Here is a 15,730-nt window from a genome sequence, read left to right as displayed (position 1 = left end):
GCCTTCGCGGTGGCCGGCACCTCCGCAGGGAGGGGCGGGGGCGGTGGTGGTCAGTGGCCGCGGTCGATCCACTCCTGGAGGTTCGGGGCCTCGGCCCCGATGGTCGTGCTGTCTCCGTGACCCGTGCGGACCACCGTGTCCGGCGGCAGGGCCAGCAGGCGGTCGCGGATGGAGTCGATGATGGTGGGGAAGTCGCTGTACGACCTGCCCGTCGCGCCCGGTCCGCCCGCGAAGAGGGTGTCGCCGGTGAAGACCGTGCCGAGGCCCGGATCGTAGAGGCACACCGCGCCCGGCGCGTGGCCCGGGGTGTGCAGGACCGTGAGGTCGGCGCCGGCCGTCTCGATGACCTGGCCGTCGGCGAGCCAGTGGTCGGGTTGCCGGTCGGGGTGGGTCTGCTTCCACAGCGGCATGTCGTCGGGGTGGAGCCAGATCGGGGCGCCGGTGCGCTCGGCGAGGGCGGGCGCGGCGTCGATGTGGTCGTTGTGGGCGTGGGTGCAGATGATGGCCGTCAGCCTGCGGTCGCCGATGGCCTCGGCGATGGCGTCGGCGTCGTGGGCGGCGTCGATGACGACGACCTCGTGGTCGTCGCCGACGATCCACACGTTGTTGTCGACGTCCCAGGTGCCGCCGTCCAGACGGAACGTGCCGGACGTGACGAGGTGTTCGATCCGTGCGGTCATCAGAGCGTCACCACCGAACGCAGGACGTCCCCGGCGTGCATCCGCTCGAACGCCTTCTCCACGTCGTCGAGTCCGATGGTCTCGGTGACGAACGCCTCCAGGTCCAGGCGGCCCTGGAGGTAGAGGTTGATCAGCATGGGGAAGTCGCGGTCGGGCAGGCAGTCGCCGTACCACGAGGACTTCAGGGCGCCGCCGCGGCCGAACACGTCGAGCAGCGGCAGTTCCAGCTTCATGTCGGGCGTGGGGACGCCGACGAGGACGACCGTGCCGGCGAGGTCGCGGGCGTAGAAGGCCTGCTGGTAGGTCTCGGGGCGGCCCACCGCCTCGATGACGACGTCGGCGCCGAAGCCACCGGTCAGCTCGCGGATCGCCTCGACGGGGTCGGTCTCACGGGAGTTGACGGTGTGGGTGGCGCCGATCTTCTTGGCGGTGGTCAGCTTCCGGTCGTCGATGTCGACGGCGATGATCTTCTCGGCGCCGGCCAGCAGGGACCCGGCGATGGCCGCGTCCCCGACACCGCCGCAGCCGATGACGGCGACGCTGTCGCCGCGGCCCACGTTGCCGGTGTTGATGGCCGCGCCGATGCCGGCCATGACCCCGCAGCCCAGCAGGCCGGCGACCGCCGGGGAGGCGGCCGGGTCGACCTTGGTGCACTGCCCGGCGGCGACGAGCGTCTTCTCGGCGAAGGCGCCGATGCCGAGGGCCGGCGACAGCTCCTGGCCGGTGGAGGCGAGGGTCATCTTCTGGCCGGCGTTGTGCGTGGCGAAGCAGTACCAGGGCCGGCCGCGTCGACAGGCGCGGCAATTGCCGCAGACGGCACGCCAGTTGAGGATGACGAAGTCGCCGGGGGCGACGTCCGTGACGCCCTCGCCGACCGACTCCACCACGCCCGCCGCCTCATGGCCGAGCAGGAAGGGGAAGTCGTCGTTGATGCCGCCCTGCTTGTAGTGGAGGTCGGTGTGGCACACCCCGCACGCCTGTACCTTCACCACGGCCTCCCCGGGCCCCGGATCGGGCACGACGATCGTCTCGATCCGCACCGGTTCGTTCTTGCCCGGTGCGATCACGCCGCGTACTTCCTGCGCCATGGTGAACCCTTCCGTCGTTCCGTACGGACGGTCTCCCGTCCACGGTCACCCTACGGACCGACCAGCGGGTAGGCCCGCACGTCCGGGCGGAACCCTGGCCGAAAAGCTCGCCCATGACGTACGTGCGCCGCCCGGCTGCCGGGCACCGTCCAGGTCCTCCCGTGCGGCTCCCCGGGCACTACCGGGCCCCTTCAGCCATTCCCGGGCCGCCCCCGAGCCCCGCCTCCGAACCCTCCAGATACCCCCCTGGGTATTTCTGCTACCGTTGCGGACATACCCCCGGGGGTAATTCCCCCACGGGTTCTCAGGCGACTGCAGCCGAACGAGGAGAGGAGCACTGCCGTGTACTTCGTCGACACGATCGAGGTGTCGGGGCTGGGCAACCGCAGTTATCTGGCGGGTGGTCCGCAGGGCGCCGTGGTGGTCGATCCGCCGCGCGACATCGACCGGATGATCACGGCCGCGGCCCGGCGGGGCGCGCGGATCGCGTACGTCGTCGAGACGCACGTGCACAACGACTACGTCACCGGTGGCCTGGAGCTGGCCCGGCTGACCGGCGCCGCGTACCTGGTGCCCGCCGGGGCGCGCGTCGCCTACGAACGGGTGCCGGTGCACGACGGGGACGCGGTGAAGATCGACGCGGAACTGACCCTGCGCGCCGTGGCCACCCCGGGCCACACCCCGCACCACACCGCGTACGTGCTGGAGGAGGGCGGCCGGGCGGTGGCCGCGTTCACCGGCGGGTCCCTGCTCATCGGCACGGTCGGCCGCCCGGATCTGGTCGAGCCACGGCTGACCGGTGAGCTGGCCCGCGCGCAGCACGCCTCGGTGCGCCGACTCGCCGACGCGCTGCCGGAGGAGACGGCGGTGCTGCCCACGCACGGCTTCGGCAGCTTCTGTTCCGCCGGGCGGGCGACGGGCGGGGCGACGACCGTCGGGCACGAGCGGGTCACCAACGAGGCCCTGGTCAAGGACGTCGAGACGTTCGTCGCCGATCTTCTGGCCGACCTCGACGACGTTCCGGCGTACTACGCGCAGATGGGCCCCGTGAACGCGCGGGGTCCCGCCCCGGTGGATCTGACGCCGCCCGCCCCGGCGGACGCGGAGGAGATCGCCGCTCGGCTGGCGGCGGGCGAATGGGTCGTGGATCTGCGCAACCGGGTCGCGTTCGCGCAAGGACATGTGGCCGGGTCGGTGAACTTCGAGGCGGAGGGGCAGCTCGCCACGTATCTCGCGTGGCTGCTGCCGTGGGGCAGGCCGGTGACGCTGCTCGCCGCGTCGCCCGAGCAACTCGCCTCGGCTCAGCGGGAGTTGGTGCGGGTCGGGATCGACCGACCGGTGGCGGCGGCGACCGGCTCCCCGGGCGACTGGCTGCGCGAGGGCGAGAGTCCGCGCCCCTTCCCGCGCGGCACGTTCGCCGACCTGGCGCGGGTCCACGGCGTCGAGGGGACCGTCGTCCTGGACGTCCGGCGCGACTCGGAGCGCGCCGGCGGCCATGTCGCGGGGTCCCTGCACATACCCGTGCATCAGCTGCGCGAGCGGCTCTCCGAGATACCCGGCGGCACGATCTGGGTCCACTGCGCCGGAGGCATGCGGGCCGCCATCGCCGCCTCCGTCCTCGACGCGGCCGGCCACCGGGTCGTCGCCGTGGACGACGCCTTCGACAACGCGGCCGGGGCGGGACTGCCGATGGCCGAGGCCTCCGCGGCACAGACGTCCACGGAGCGCGCCTCCGAGGCACGGACGTCCGCGGAGCGCGCCGCCGAGTCCGGCCGTACGGGCGCGGCCTCCGCGGAGCGCGCGGCTGCGGACCGCCGCCGGGTGCTCCCCGCGTCCGCGTCGACGGGTGTCCCGTCCGCATGAGCGGTCTCGTTCTCGCCCTGCTCGCCGGGGGTGTGATCGGGGTGGCGCTCGGGGCGTTGGGCGGCGGGGGGAGTGTGCTCGCCGTGCCCGCGCTGGTCTATCTGCTGGGGTTCGCGCCGGCCGCGGCCACCACCGCGAGTCTGGTGATCGTCGCGTTCACCTCGGCGACCGCGCTGGTCGCGCACGCCCGGTCGGGTGCGGTCCGCTGGCGCGGCGGGATGCTGTTCGCGGCAGCGGGACTGGTGCCCTCGGCGCTGGGCGGAGCGCTCACCGCTCATCTGCCCGCCGGACTGCTGACCGTGGCGTTCGCCCTGGTCGCGGGGCTCGCCGCCCATCGGATGCTGCGCCCCTCGGCCACACGCCGGGCGGAGTCGACCGTACGGGCGAGCCGGGTCGCCGCGTCCGGCGCGGGGCTCGGCGCGGTCACCGGTGTCCTGGGCGTCGGCGGCGGCTTCCTCGCCGTACCGGCCCTGGTGAACGTGGTGGGGCTGCGGATGCGCGACGCGGTCGGCACCAGTCTGCTCGTGATCACCGTGAACTCGCTGGCCGCGCTGGCCGCCCGCGCCGGGACGAGCGCGCACCTCGACTGGGCGGTCGTCGCCCCGTTCACGGGGGCAGCGATCCTCGGCGCGTGGGACGGCAGACGGCTGGCGGGCAGGGTGTCCGGGGACACCCTGCGGCGCGTCTTCGCCTGGGCGCTCCTGGCGATGGCCGCGCTCATGCTCGTCGACGCGCTCGCCTGACCCGGGGACGGGGCAGCCGGTAGGGCGCCCGGGGCTACGCCCCGCGCTGTTCGTGGGGAGGGCGGGCCGCAGGCCCGATCCTCCAGGAGCGCGGGGAACTGCGCGAGAAACCACAACGAACCCGCACCCTCCGACGAACCGCGCGCCCCCCAGCTACCAGGCGCCCCGGGCCGAACCCGACGCGTGAGGGCGAGGCCGCCCCCGGCGCCGCCCCTCACGCCAGCGAAAGGAACAGTTTCTCCAGTCGCGCCCGCATCTGTTCCGTCGTCTCGCCGTTCCGCTCGTTCTTCTCGGAGTCGGTGAGGCACTGCTGCAGACCGGTGGCGATGATCGCGAATCCGGCCCGGTCGAGAGCCCGGGAGGCCGCGGCGAGCTGGGTGACGACGTCCTCGCAGTCGCGTCCCTCCTCGATCATCTTGATCACCCCGGAGATCTGCCCCTGCGCCCGGCGCAGCCGGTTCAGCACCGACTTGAGTTCATCACCCTCGAACTGCAACTCCACGACCGACCCACTTCCTCTACATACCCTTGGGGGTATTTTACCGCCCCCTCAGGAAAGGATCGCAGGACCCATGGCCACTCCCCTCACTCCCTCCGCACCCCGCCGCCTCACCGTCCATGAGGTCCGGGCGCGCCTGGCGGAGCTGACCGTCGTCGACGTCCGTACGCCCGGCGAGTACGCCTCCGGGCATCTGCCCGGCGCCCTGAACGTGCCGCTCGACCGGCTGGAGCGGGCGTTGCCCGCGCTGAGGGCCGCCGCCGGCGAGGTGCTGATCGTCTGCCGGTCGGGCGCGCGGTCCGCGAAGGCGTGCGCCCTGCTGGCCGGGCACGGCATCGTGACGGCCGACCTGACCGGCGGTACGACCGCGTGGGCGGCCGACGGCCATGAGCTGCACCGCCCGGCCGGGGCCGCCCGGGCCACCTGGGCGATGGAGCGTCAGGTCCGGTTCACCGCCGGCGCGCTGGTCCTGACCGGCCTCGGGCTCGGGCTGCTCCACCCGGCGTGGCAGCTGCTCTCGGCGGGCATCGCGGGCGGTCTCGTCCTCTCGGCGCTCACCGACACCTGCGGGATGGCCGCGGTGCTGGCAAGGCTGCCGCACAACCGCCCGCGCGCCGCCGACCTCGACACGACGCTCGCCGCACTGGCGGCGTCCGGCACGCGCTAGCCGAGCCCCGGGGGGAGGGGCGCCCCCCTCCCCCCGGCCGCCGTCGGCGGCGTCCTCACCACCGGCGGCTTCGGCGGCTCCAGCCACCGTCACGGTCTCGTCGCCCACCAGGTCCGGGAGCTGGACGTCGTCACCGGTACCGGCGAGGCGGTGACCTGTTCCCACGACCGGAACCGGGATCTGTTCCAGGCGGTCCTCGCGGGCCTCGGCCAGTGCGCGCTGATCGTCCGGGCCACGCTGTCCCCTGGTGCCCGCGCCCGCCCTCGTACGCCGCTACCGCCTCGCCTACGAGGACCCCGCCGCCTGCCTCGCCGACCAGCGCGCCCTCGCCCGCGACCACCGCTTCAGCCATGTGTCGGGGCAGGCCCGGCCCGTGGTCGGCGGCGGCTGGAACTACGTGGTCGAGGCGGTCGCCCCGCACACGGGCGGCCCCGGCCCGCACCACCCGCCGGACGACGTGCCGCTGATCGGCGGGCTCGTCCACGACCGCGACACACAGGAGATCGAGGACCTCTGGTACGCGGAGTACCTGCGGCGGCCGGGCCGCGACGAGCGGACCCTGCGGGTCACCGGCGAATGGGACCGCCCCCATCCGTGGCTCTCCCTGCTGCTACCGGAGGAGGCCGCCGTGTCCTTCGTCCCGGAGGTGCTCGCGGACAGCGCCCAGCGCGGGCTGCGCACCTGCGGGGCGGTTCAGCTGCGACCGCTCTCCGGCTCGGCCCTGCGGCCCTGGCCGCGCGATGGGCGGAACGCGGCCCCCGCACCAAGGTGCTCCGCATCGACGTGGCCGCGCACTCACCGCACCTCGACCCCGTGCGCGACGCGTTCCACCGCACCCTGCCGGCGATGGACCTGCGGGTGCCGCACACCCCGCTGGTCTCCGATGTTCGACGCATACCCGCCACCCCGCGACGGGACGAAAGGGACACCCCTGGTACTGGCCCTGAACCGGGACAGGAGGCTGCTGCTGGGCGGGTGAAAAGTCGTTCACTGTGCCGCTCACCACCGACGTAGGCTGAAGCTCCGCGCCCGGTCCCCACTCCCCGACCGACCTGCCGAGGAGCGTCGTGAGCACGACTGACCCCCAGGCCGAGCAGCAGCCCAACTGGCGGCTGCTGCTCGGCTATGTACGGCCCCATCGCTGGGCACTTCTGCTGGGCGCACTGCTGTCCCTGGTCACCGGGGCGACCGGGCTCGCCCTGCCCCTGGTCGCCCGTGAACTGATCGACGACCTGTCCCACGACCGCGCCATCACCTGGGCGCTGCTGCTGATGTCCGCGCTGGTCGTGGGCAACGCGGCGGTGGGCGCCATGGGTTCGTACGTGCTGCGGCGCACCGCCGAGTCGGTGGTGCTGGGCGCGCGGCGCACCCTGTCGTCGTATCTGCTGCGGCTGCGGATCACCGCGGTGGACCGCAGCGAGCCGGGCGACCTGATGGCGCGCATCACCTCCGACACCACCCTGCTGCGCGAGGTCACCACCGACACCCTCGTGGGTCTCGGCACCGGAGGGCTCACGCTCGTCGCGACGGTGGTGCTGATGGGGTTCGTCGACCCGGTGCTGCTGGCCGTGACACTGGGTGTGATCCTCGGCGCGGGTGTGGTGTTCGGCGTGATCGTGCCGCGCATCAACCGGGCCAGCCGAGCGGCGCAGGACGCGGTCGGGGCGATGGGCGCCTCGCTGGAGCGGATCCTCGGCGCGCTGCGCACGGTGAAGGCGTCCGGCGCCGAGCACCGCGAGGAGGAGACCGTGCACGCGGCGGCCGAGGAGTCGTGGCGGCAGAGCGTACGGGCCGCCAAGTGGTCGGCGGCCGCGGGCAACACGGCGGGGCTCGCCATGCAGATCGCCTTCATCACGGTGCTGGCGGTGGGCGGCGCCCGCGTCGCCACCGGCGCGATCGACGTGGGCACACTGGTGGCGTTCCTGCTGTACGTGTTCTATCTGATGTCGCCGATCCAGCAGGTCGTGGGCGCCATCACCCAGTACCAGACCGGTGCCGCCGCGCTCGCCCGCATCCAGGAGGCGCTGCGGCTGCCCGCCGAGCCTGCCGCCCGGCCCGCACCGCTGCCGGGCCCGGACAGCGAGCCGGCCGCGGTCGCCTTCGCCGATGTCCGCTTCCGGTACGCCGACGACCTGCCGTATGTGCACCACGGGGTGACGTTCGAGGTCCCGGCGCGGGGGATGACCGCGTTCGTCGGGCCCTCGGGCGCGGGCAAGACCACCGTGTTCTCGCTCATCGAGCGGTTCTACGACCCGGAGGCGGGTGTCATCACGGTCGACGGCCGGGATGTCACCGCGTGGGAGCTGCCCCGGCTGCGGGCGGCGATCGGTTATGTGGAGCAGGACGCGCCGGTGCTGTCCGGCACCCTGCGGGACAACCTGCTGCTGGGCAACCCCGAGGCCGACGAGGGCGAACTCGGCCGGGTGCTGAAGACGACCCGGCTGGACGGCCTGGTCGCCAAGCTGCCGCAGGGTCTGGAGACACTGGTCGGCCATCGGGGCACCAAGCTGTCCGGGGGTGAGCGCCAGCGCGTCGCCATCGGCCGCGCGCTGCTGCGGCGCCCGCGCCTGCTGCTGCTCGACGAGGCGACCAGTCAGCTGGACGCGGTCAACGAGGCGGCGCTGCGGGACACGGTCGCCGACGTGGCCCGGACGACGACGGTGCTGGTGGTGGCGCACCGGCTGTCCACGGTGACGATGGCCGACCGCATCGTGGTCATGGACGCCGGGCGGGTCCGCGCGGTCGGCACCCACCGGGAACTGGTGGCCGCCGACCCGCTGTACGCGGAGTTGGCGGCCACACAGTTCCTGGCGTCCGACCCGGTGGCTCAGAACGGGTAGTGCGCCTGCTGGGTGGACATGGTCACCCAGCGGGTGTTCGAGAAGGCCTCGATGCCCCAGCGGCCGCCGAACCGCCCGTAGCCGGAGGCCTTCACACCGCCGAAGGGCACCTGGGGCTCGTCGGCCACGGACTGGTCGTTGATGTGCACGATGCCGGTGCGGATCCGGCGGGCGACGGCCAGACCGTGGGTGGCGTTCTCGGTGATGATGCCGCAGCTCAGGCCGTTGTCGGTGTCGTTGGCGAGCTTCACGGCGATGTCGTCCTCGGCGAACGTCTCCAGGACGCAGAGCGGGCCGAAGGACTCGGTGTAGTACAGGTCGGCGTCCTTGGGGACGTCGGTGAGCACGGTCGCCGGGTGCACCGCCCCCTCGGGCCGGCCGCCCCCGGTGAGGACGGTGGCGCCCTTGGCGACCGCGTCCTGCACCAGCGCCGCGATCCGCTCGGCGGCGGAGGCGGTCACCAGGGGCCCGACCACGGTGTGCGGGTGGCCGGGGTCGCCGGCGCGCAGGGCGGCGACCTTGGCGGTGAACTTCTGCGCGAACTCCTCGGCCAGCGACTCGTGGACGAGGATCCGGTCACCGGACATGCAGATCTGCCCGGCGTTCATGAAGACGCTGAAGGTGACGGCGTCGACCGCGTAGTCCACGTCGGCGTCGTCGAGCACGATGACCGCGTTCTTGCCGCCCAACTCCAGGACCGCGGGCTTGAGATGGCGGGCCGCGTGCTCGCCGATGATCCGTCCGACGTTGGTGGAGCCGGTGAAGTTGACCGCGCGCACCCGCTCGTCGGAGATCAGCGCCTCGGCGATCTCGGCCGCGTCCTCGGGCGCGTTGGTGATCACGTTGAGGACGCCGTCGGGCAGGCCGGCCTCCCGGAACACGTCGGCGACGAGCAGACCGCAGGCGATGGGCGCGTCCTCGCTGGGCTTGACGACGACGGTGTTGCCGGCGGCCAGCGGCGCCGCGACGGCCCGTACCCCGAGGATGACGGGCGCGTTCCACGGTGCGAACGCCGCGACCACGCCGAGCGGTTCACGGACGGCGAGGCTCAGCGCGCCCTCCTTCTGGGAGCTGAGCACCTCGCCGCGCGGGGCGGTGATCGCGGCGGCCGCCTCGCGCAGGATGTTGGCGGCGAGCATCACGTTGAACAGCGCCCAGGGGCGGGTGCCGCCCGCCTCCCGCGCCATGATCTCGGCGACCTGCTCGCCCCGGGCCTCCAGCAGTTCGGCGGCCTTGAAGAAGACGGCCCGCCGGGCGAAGGGCGCGAGGGCCGCCCAGTCCTCGAACGCCGCGTCGGCGGCGTCCACGGCCCGCCGGACGTCCTCCGGACCGGCCGCCGCGACCGTCGCGTACACCTCCCCGGTGTACGGCTCGAAGTCCTCGGTGGTGCGGCCGGACGCGGCGGGCACGTCCTTGCCGCCGATCAGAAGGTCACGGGTTATGGCCATGGCGCGGCTTCCTCGGGGGTACGGTCGACGACGGTACGGGAGGGGCGAAATCCCACCCGTTGTTCGTAAAGTGAAGATCACTTCACGTTACACACTCGTGATGCTCTGCCGGGGTCCCGGGAAAGTCAAGGGCCCCACCGCGGACACGCGGTGGGGCTCCCGGTTCCTGGTGAACCGTTCCGCTGCTCGATGGCGCCGAGGAGACCGAGGGCGGCGCGGCCATGTCGGTGACCTGGTGGGCGAGCTGCTCCCCAACGCTCCCCGGCCCCGTACGGTCACGCCCGCTCACCCGTGAGGCGCACGGCGCGCGCCGGGGCCCGTCAGCGCTTGCCGGGTTCCGCACGGCGGAGGAGCCTCGATAGCAGGAGCCCCTCGCGGCCCGCTCCCCCGCCGGGCCGCGGCCTTCCAAGGAGGTCACCCATGGCTACCGCGGCAAGCCCCGCCTTCGACACCGAGATGCTGCGCCGAGGCACCGAGCAGGCGGACGCGTCCACCCTGCTGTCGCTCTACGCCGACGACGCCGATATGCGCGTCGTCGACCACAACACCCAGCCCAGCCACCCCAAGGTCCTGCACGGCCGCGGGGAGATCGGCGCGATGCTGGAGGACGTCTGCAGCCGGGACATGACGCACAAGATGGAGCAGTGCGTCGTCCAGGGCGACCAGGTCGCCTACACCGAGTCCTGCGAGTACCCGGACGGTGTGCGGGTCCTGGCCAGCTCGATGATCACTCTGCGCGACGGCAAGATCGTCGACCACACGCTGCTCCAGGCCTGGGACGAGTAGCCGGGCCGCGCGCCCCGGGACGGCCGTCGGCCTCCGTGAGCAGCGGCGCGCCGGCGTGCCGGTACGCCGTCATGCCGGGACGCCCAGCGCGTCCAGCAGCCGGTGCATGTCCGCCTCGGCGAGTCGGGGGTTGGAGGCCGCGGGCCAGGCGGTGTCCGGGTCCCTCAGCAGTTCCTCGATCCGTTCGCGGGTGAGCCGGGGATCGGACGCGGCCGCCCTGCGCACCCACACGGCCTCGTCGCGGGTCAGGCGCTCGATCACCTCCGGTGCGGCGTCCGGGTCCTGAACGGCCAGCCGCCGCAAGCGGGGTTCCTCGTGGTCGGCGTACCGGGCGAGGCCCTTCCCCGGGAACTGCGGCAGGCGCACCATGTCGTGGACGGAGCGCCCGTCCCACTCCAGCACCGTCCGCAGCAACGCCCCGGCCGGGGCGTCCGGTTGGTACTCGCAGATCATCAGGCGGACCACGAAGTCCTCGTCCTCGGCGAGCCGTTCGACGAGGTCGGCCGGGAGCGCCGGGTGGACGGCCGCGCTCCTGCGCAGCCAGCGGTGGGCGGAGGCCGCGCAGGCGCGCAGGGTCTCCGAGTTCCCGTCGAGCCCCAGGACCCAGCCGAGGGGGCGCAGGGCGTCGGAGCGCCGCACGCTGTGGTCGACGGCCCCGCGCTGCTCCTCGGTGAGTTCGGGGCGCGCCGACACCGCGCGGCGCACCTCGTGCTCGGGGTCCGCGGCCAGCCGCGCCACCAGGTCGGGCGGCAGCGACGGATTGCCCGCCAGCGTCTGCCGGTCGTAGGGGTCGTCGAGGTCCATGAGCCGCTCGGCGGTGGCGCGGGGCAGACACGCCCCGGCCAGGATCTCCCGGCGGTCGACCGGTGTCATGGCGGCGAGGACGCCGTCGGTGTGGGCGGGGTCCTTCCGGCAGGCCTGCCGGGCCGCCGCCGCGCGTACGGCGGCGTCGGGGTCGCCGAGCAGTGCCTCCCGGTCGGCCGGGGTCAGCGCGTCCCAGGCCCGGCACACGCCCGTGCGGACCCCGGGGTCGTCGTGGCCGGTGTGACGGGCGAGGACACCGGCCGGGATGCTCGGCGACATGGCCGCCGTGACGCGCACCTCCGGGTCGGCGGCGGTGAGCAGCCGGCTGTACACGGCGTCGGGGAGGGGTTCGGCGACGGCGCGGTACGGCGTCGGGCCGAGCGCCAGTTCCCGCAGTACCCGGCGGTCGGCGTCGTCCACCAGCCGTGCCCGGTCGGCCGCGGGGACGACCTCGCTCTGGGCGAAGGAGGCGCGCATCCGCCAGTCCGGGTGGGTGACGAACGCGTCGACCACGGCTGCGGGCAGCTCCGCCCGCCGGCAGAGCCAGAGCCAGGCGGCCTTCGTCTCGGGCCGCATCAGCCGCAGCAGCACCCCGGTGCTCGCGGCCCTGTTCAGGGCCAGGCCCTGGATGACCTCCTTCCGTTCGTACGTCATCGATCGGCTCCCCCGTCGTCGTATCGGCCGGTCATCGTACGGCGGGGGCGGCGGCCGGGAGGGAGAGGCGGTTTCGCGTCATCGCGAGCCGTCCGCCTGTTCCGGCGCGGTCGCGCCGCCATACTGGCCTGCGTGCGCGTAGCGATCATGACGGCGGGTTCCCGGGGCGACGTGGCCCCGTACACCGGGTTGGGGCACGGGCTGGTGCGGGCCGGGCACGAGGTCACCCTCGTGACGCACGACCGCTTCCGGCCGCTCGTGGCGGGCTCGGGGGTCGGCTTCCACGCGCTGCCCGTGGATCCGCGGGCCGAGCTGGAGTCGGAGCGCGGGCGGAAGCTGCACCACAGCACCACGGGCGCCGGGAAGCTGCTGCGGGCGGTGAACATGGCCCGTGACGCCGTCGGGCGGATGGCCGACGACCTGGTGGCCGCCGCCCGCACCAGCGACGCCCTGCTGCTGGCCGGCGCGCTCGCCCCGTTCGGGCACACGGTCGCCGAGGCACTGTCGCTGCCGAGCTTCGGTGTGAACCTCCAGCCGCTGGCACCGACCGGCGCGTTCGCGCCCCCGATGACCGGGGTGCGGTCCTGGGGGCCCGTCCTCAACCGGGCGGCGGGGCACGCGGTGAACCTCGCCGTGGAGTGGATCTTCACGGAGGAGGTGCGCAGGCTGCGGGCCGCGTACGGGCTGCCGCGCACCGGGCGGGTCGCGGCGCACCGGGCCCGGGAACGGCTGGGGTGGACGGTGTTCCACGGCTTCAGCTCGCGCGTGGTGCCCCGGCCGGGCGACTGGCGGCACGGGCTGGACGTCACCGGGTACTGGTGGCCGTACGACCGCGAGGACCGACTACCCCCGGACGTGCTGGACTTCCTGGACGCCGGGCCCGCCCCGGTGTTCGTGGGGCTCGGCAGCGCCACGGTGCCGGACGCCGAGCGGATGAGCGACCAGGTCGTACGGGCGCTGCGGGCGGCCGGGCTGCGCGGGGTGATCCAGCGTGGCTGGGGCGAACTGCGGGGCGAGGGCGACGACATGCTGACCATCGGCGAGGTGGCGCACTCGCTGCTCTTCCCCCGGATGGCCGCGGTCGTGCATCACGCGGGCGCCGGCACCACGGCGGCGGGCCTGCGCGCCGGTGTCCCCGCCGTGCCGGTCCCCGTCCAGTTCGACGAGGCGTTCTGGGCGGCCCGGCTCGTCGCGCTCGGAGTGTCGCCGGGAGCGGTACCCCTGCGGGGCTTCACCGCCGACGCCCTGGCCGCGGCGCTGCGACGGGCGACCACGGACCCGTCGTACGCCCACCGCGCCCGGGCCCTGGCGGAGGAGTTGAGAGCGGAGGACGGGGTGGCCCCGGTACTGGAGGCGGTGAACCGGCTGGCGGGCTGAGGCGACGGGTCGGTCCGAGAGGACGAGCCGCCGCCCGCCGACCCTCGCCAGCCGGCTACCGACCGGCGAGAGGCGAAGGGCTCTCCGGCGGCCGTCTCAGCACGCCGTCCCACCACGCCTCTCGGTCCGCCGTCTCAGACACCCTCCGGGCGCCACCCCACCGGGCGGAGTATCCCCAGGAGCAGTCGGACCAGTTCGTCGACCACCTCGTCGAGGTCGGCGTCGACGTAGCCGGCCTGCCAGTCGTGGAGGAGGCCGTTGACGCTGCCGATGAAGGCCGTGGCGGCGAGGCGGTAGTCGCGGTGGGCGGCCTCCCCGCGGTCGGCGGCCGCGGCGGCCTCCGCGCAGAGGAAGTCGACCCAGCGGGAGCGGCGTTCGAGACGCTGCCGCTCCAACCGGGGGCTCACGCCGATGATCTCGGTGAAGGTGATGCGCAACCGGCGCGGATCCCCGGTCACGTTGGCGGCGTACGCGCGGAACGCGGCGGTGACCCGCTCGGCGACCGGCCGCCCCTCCGCCGTGGCGAGGCCGGTGAGCGCGGCCTCCTCGGCCCAGTCGTTGACCTGGAGGTGGAGCGCGGCCAGCACGTCCTCCAGGGTGCGGAACTCCTCGTAGAACTGACGGGTCGACAGACCCGCCGCCTCGCTGAGGGCCGCGATGGTGGTGCCCCGGAAACCGGGGCTGTCGCCGAAGAGTTGGAGGCCCGCGTCGAGGAAGCGGCGCCGGCGCTCGGCCTGGCGCTCCTCGGCGGACCGTCCTCCGTAACGGCCGGTGGGCTGTTTGAGCCTGCCCGCCACGCTTCTCCTCCCGACACAGCGTCACCCGTTCGACGGTCGAACCGGCGCTCCCCCAATTTTGTCGCGTCCGTGGTCTTGTGGAGAAGCACGCCCGTTCCTTACTTTCCAGTAAGTCAACTCTGAACGCTGCTGTATTCAGATTTCTCGCCCCGTTCTCTCCCCAGAGCCGCCTTGTCATGCCCCCAGCAAGCAGGAGGAACCAGCCATGATCCCCACCCCCGGCCCCCGTCGGCGCCGGGCCCGTCACCTCGGTGCCGTGGCCGCCGCGCTCACCCTGACCGCCTCCGCCGCCGCGACCGCGTCCGCCGCCCCCGCGGCCGGCACCGCGGACCTGCGCGAGGTGATGTTCGTGGGCAACAACTGGGAGGGCACCGCCGATGTCATCAAGGGCTCCGGCGACTTCGCGAAGATCGGCCGGGTGAACGTCATCCCGGACAAGGCCCAGCGGATGGCGGAGATCAACGCCGATCCGATCAAGTGGATCGCCTTCATGACGATCCGCAACAGCGTGGGCGAGGGCCACGACCAGTTCGTGGACGACATGTACTCCACGCCCGACGGCTCGGCGATGGTCGTCTCCCGCCCCAGTTTCGCCGACGTCGTGTCGATCAACCTCACCACCGGCGCCATCAACTGGCGTTTCCCGGTGTCGGGTTTCCGGGCTGACCACATGGCGGTCTCCCCCGACGGCAAGCGGGTCGCGGTCTCGGCGTCGACCGGGAACACCGTGCACGTCCTGGACATCGTCACCGGCAAGCAGGTCGGTTCCTTCAAGACCGGCGACAAGCCGCACGAGAACATCTTCACCCGTGACGGCAAGTACATCTGGAACATGGCGATCGGCGATGTGAACACGCAGACCGACGCACCCTGGCTGGACTGGACGAAGGGCGACCGGAAGATCACCGTCGCCGACGCGAACACGTTCCAGCAGGTCAAGGTGATCGACATGCGCGACCGGCTGAACGCGATCGGACTCAACGACTACTCGGACGCCGTCCGCCCCGCCGCGTTCTCGCCCGACGAGACGAAGCTGTACTTCCAGGTGTCGTTCTTCAACGGGTTCTTCGAGTACGACATCGCCACGGACAAGATCACCCGCACCAAGACCCTGCCGAAGTCGCCGGGGGTCAGCGACGACCGCACCACCTTCGTCAACGACTCCCGTCACCACGGCCTCACGATGAAGCCGGACGGCACCAAGCTGTGCATCGCGGGGACGATGGACGACTACGCGACCGTCGTGGACCGCGCGACCCTCCAGGAAGGGCCGCTCGTCCCCGTCTCCAAGCCGTACTGGTCGACCGTCAGCGGTGACGGAAAGTCCTGTGTGGTCTCCGAGAGCGGCGCCGACCAGGTCACGGTGATCGACTTCGCCACAGGGAAGAAGACCGTGTCCGTGCCGGTCGGCGACCACCCGCAGCGGGTGCGCGTCGCGCAGGTGCCCGCCGGCTGGACCGGGACCTCCGCCCGCTGACCTTCCG

14 protein-coding genes are annotated in these 15,730 nt (G+C 73.2%); 8 read left to right on the top strand and 6 right to left on the bottom strand.

The window, feature by feature from the left end; all coding sequences use genetic code 11:
* Positions 1-50: 50 nt before the first annotated feature.
* Positions 51-680: an MBL fold metallo-hydrolase gene (locus AOK23_RS34945; protein ID WP_055716550.1), complete on the bottom strand. Its 630-nt coding sequence runs from the start codon at positions 678-680 to the stop codon at positions 51-53.
* Positions 680-1,768, bottom strand: coding sequence for an S-(hydroxymethyl)mycothiol dehydrogenase (locus AOK23_RS34940; RefSeq protein WP_055716549.1), 1,089 nt, complete (start codon positions 1,766-1,768; stop codon positions 680-682). Before AOK23_RS34940 ends, AOK23_RS34945 begins: the two co-directional genes overlap by 1 nt.
* A gap of 342 nt (positions 1,769-2,110) precedes the next feature.
* Here AOK23_RS34940 and AOK23_RS34935 point away from each other — a divergent pair, with 342 nt between their 5' ends.
* Complete coding sequence (locus tag AOK23_RS34935) at positions 2,111-3,631, top strand: MBL fold metallo-hydrolase (RefSeq protein WP_079049881.1); 1,521 nt, start codon at positions 2,111-2,113, stop codon at positions 3,629-3,631.
* Entirely contained in the window at positions 3,628-4,374 is a 747-nt protein-coding gene (locus tag AOK23_RS34930; protein ID WP_055716548.1) for a sulfite exporter TauE/SafE family protein, read from the top strand. The genes AOK23_RS34935 and AOK23_RS34930 overlap by 4 nt, the downstream gene beginning before the upstream one ends.
* Before the next feature lie 214 nt (positions 4,375-4,588).
* Here AOK23_RS34930 and AOK23_RS34925 read toward each other — a convergent pair whose 3' ends face one another.
* On the bottom strand, positions 4,589-4,876 hold the full coding sequence (locus tag AOK23_RS34925; RefSeq protein WP_055524155.1) for a metal-sensitive transcriptional regulator: 288 nt from the start codon (positions 4,874-4,876) through the stop codon (positions 4,589-4,591).
* A 70-nt stretch (positions 4,877-4,946) separates the two neighbouring features.
* Here AOK23_RS34925 and AOK23_RS34920 point away from each other — a divergent pair, with 70 nt between their 5' ends.
* From AOK23_RS34920 to AOK23_RS34910, 3 genes are all read left to right on the top strand, one after another.
* Positions 4,947-5,540, top strand: a complete 594-nt coding sequence (locus AOK23_RS34920) for a rhodanese-like domain-containing protein (RefSeq protein WP_055716547.1) — start codon at positions 4,947-4,949, stop codon at positions 5,538-5,540.
* Positions 5,541-5,787: 247 nt separating this feature from the next.
* Positions 5,788-6,519, top strand: a complete 732-nt coding sequence (locus tag AOK23_RS34915; protein WP_240496704.1) for a hypothetical protein — start codon at positions 5,788-5,790, stop codon at positions 6,517-6,519.
* Positions 6,520-6,607: 88 nt separating this feature from the next.
* A complete protein-coding gene (locus AOK23_RS34910; RefSeq protein ID WP_055716546.1) occupies positions 6,608-8,380 on the top strand; it encodes an ABC transporter ATP-binding protein in 1,773 nt (590 codons plus the stop codon).
* On the opposite strand, the gene AOK23_RS34905 is transcribed toward AOK23_RS34910, so the two are convergent.
* Positions 8,368-9,828, bottom strand: coding sequence for an aldehyde dehydrogenase family protein (locus AOK23_RS34905; RefSeq protein WP_055716545.1), 1,461 nt, complete (start codon positions 9,826-9,828; stop codon positions 8,368-8,370). The genes AOK23_RS34910 and AOK23_RS34905 overlap by 13 nt on opposite strands.
* 420 nt (positions 9,829-10,248) lie before the next feature.
* Here AOK23_RS34905 and AOK23_RS34900 point away from each other — a divergent pair, with 420 nt between their 5' ends.
* Positions 10,249-10,614: a nuclear transport factor 2 family protein gene (locus AOK23_RS34900; protein WP_055716544.1), complete on the top strand. Its 366-nt coding sequence runs from the start codon at positions 10,249-10,251 to the stop codon at positions 10,612-10,614.
* Positions 10,615-10,683: 69 nt separating this feature from the next.
* Here the strand turns inward: AOK23_RS34900 and AOK23_RS34895 are convergent, their stop codons facing one another.
* Complete coding sequence (locus tag AOK23_RS34895; RefSeq protein ID WP_055716543.1) at positions 10,684-12,072, bottom strand: hypothetical protein; 1,389 nt, start codon at positions 12,070-12,072, stop codon at positions 10,684-10,686.
* A gap of 147 nt (positions 12,073-12,219) precedes the next feature.
* Between AOK23_RS34895 and AOK23_RS34890 the strand changes: the two genes are divergently transcribed.
* The gene (locus AOK23_RS34890) at positions 12,220-13,449 is read left to right on the top strand and encodes a glycosyltransferase (RefSeq protein WP_055716542.1); all 1,230 of its coding nucleotides are present in this window, start codon (positions 12,220-12,222) and stop codon (positions 13,447-13,449) included.
* Positions 13,450-13,583: 134 nt separating this feature from the next.
* Here AOK23_RS34890 and AOK23_RS34885 read toward each other — a convergent pair whose 3' ends face one another.
* Positions 13,584-14,246 carry a TetR/AcrR family transcriptional regulator gene (locus AOK23_RS34885; protein ID WP_055716541.1) on the bottom strand — a complete coding sequence of 221 codons (663 nt, stop codon included), beginning with the start codon at positions 14,244-14,246 and terminating at the stop codon, positions 13,584-13,586.
* Positions 14,247-14,451: 205 nt separating this feature from the next.
* On the opposite strand from AOK23_RS34885, the gene AOK23_RS34880 reads away from it, so the two are divergent.
* Entirely contained in the window at positions 14,452-15,723 is a 1,272-nt protein-coding gene (locus AOK23_RS34880; RefSeq protein WP_055716540.1) for a YncE family protein, read from the top strand.
* Positions 15,724-15,730: the final 7 nt, after the last annotated feature.

Source organism: Streptomyces torulosus (assembly GCF_001419765.1).
Lineage (GTDB): Bacteria > Actinomycetota > Actinomycetes > Streptomycetales > Streptomycetaceae > Streptomyces > Streptomyces torulosus.
The sequence above is the reverse complement of the archived record's forward strand: the minus strand, read 5'-3'. Positions and strand labels throughout refer to the sequence as shown.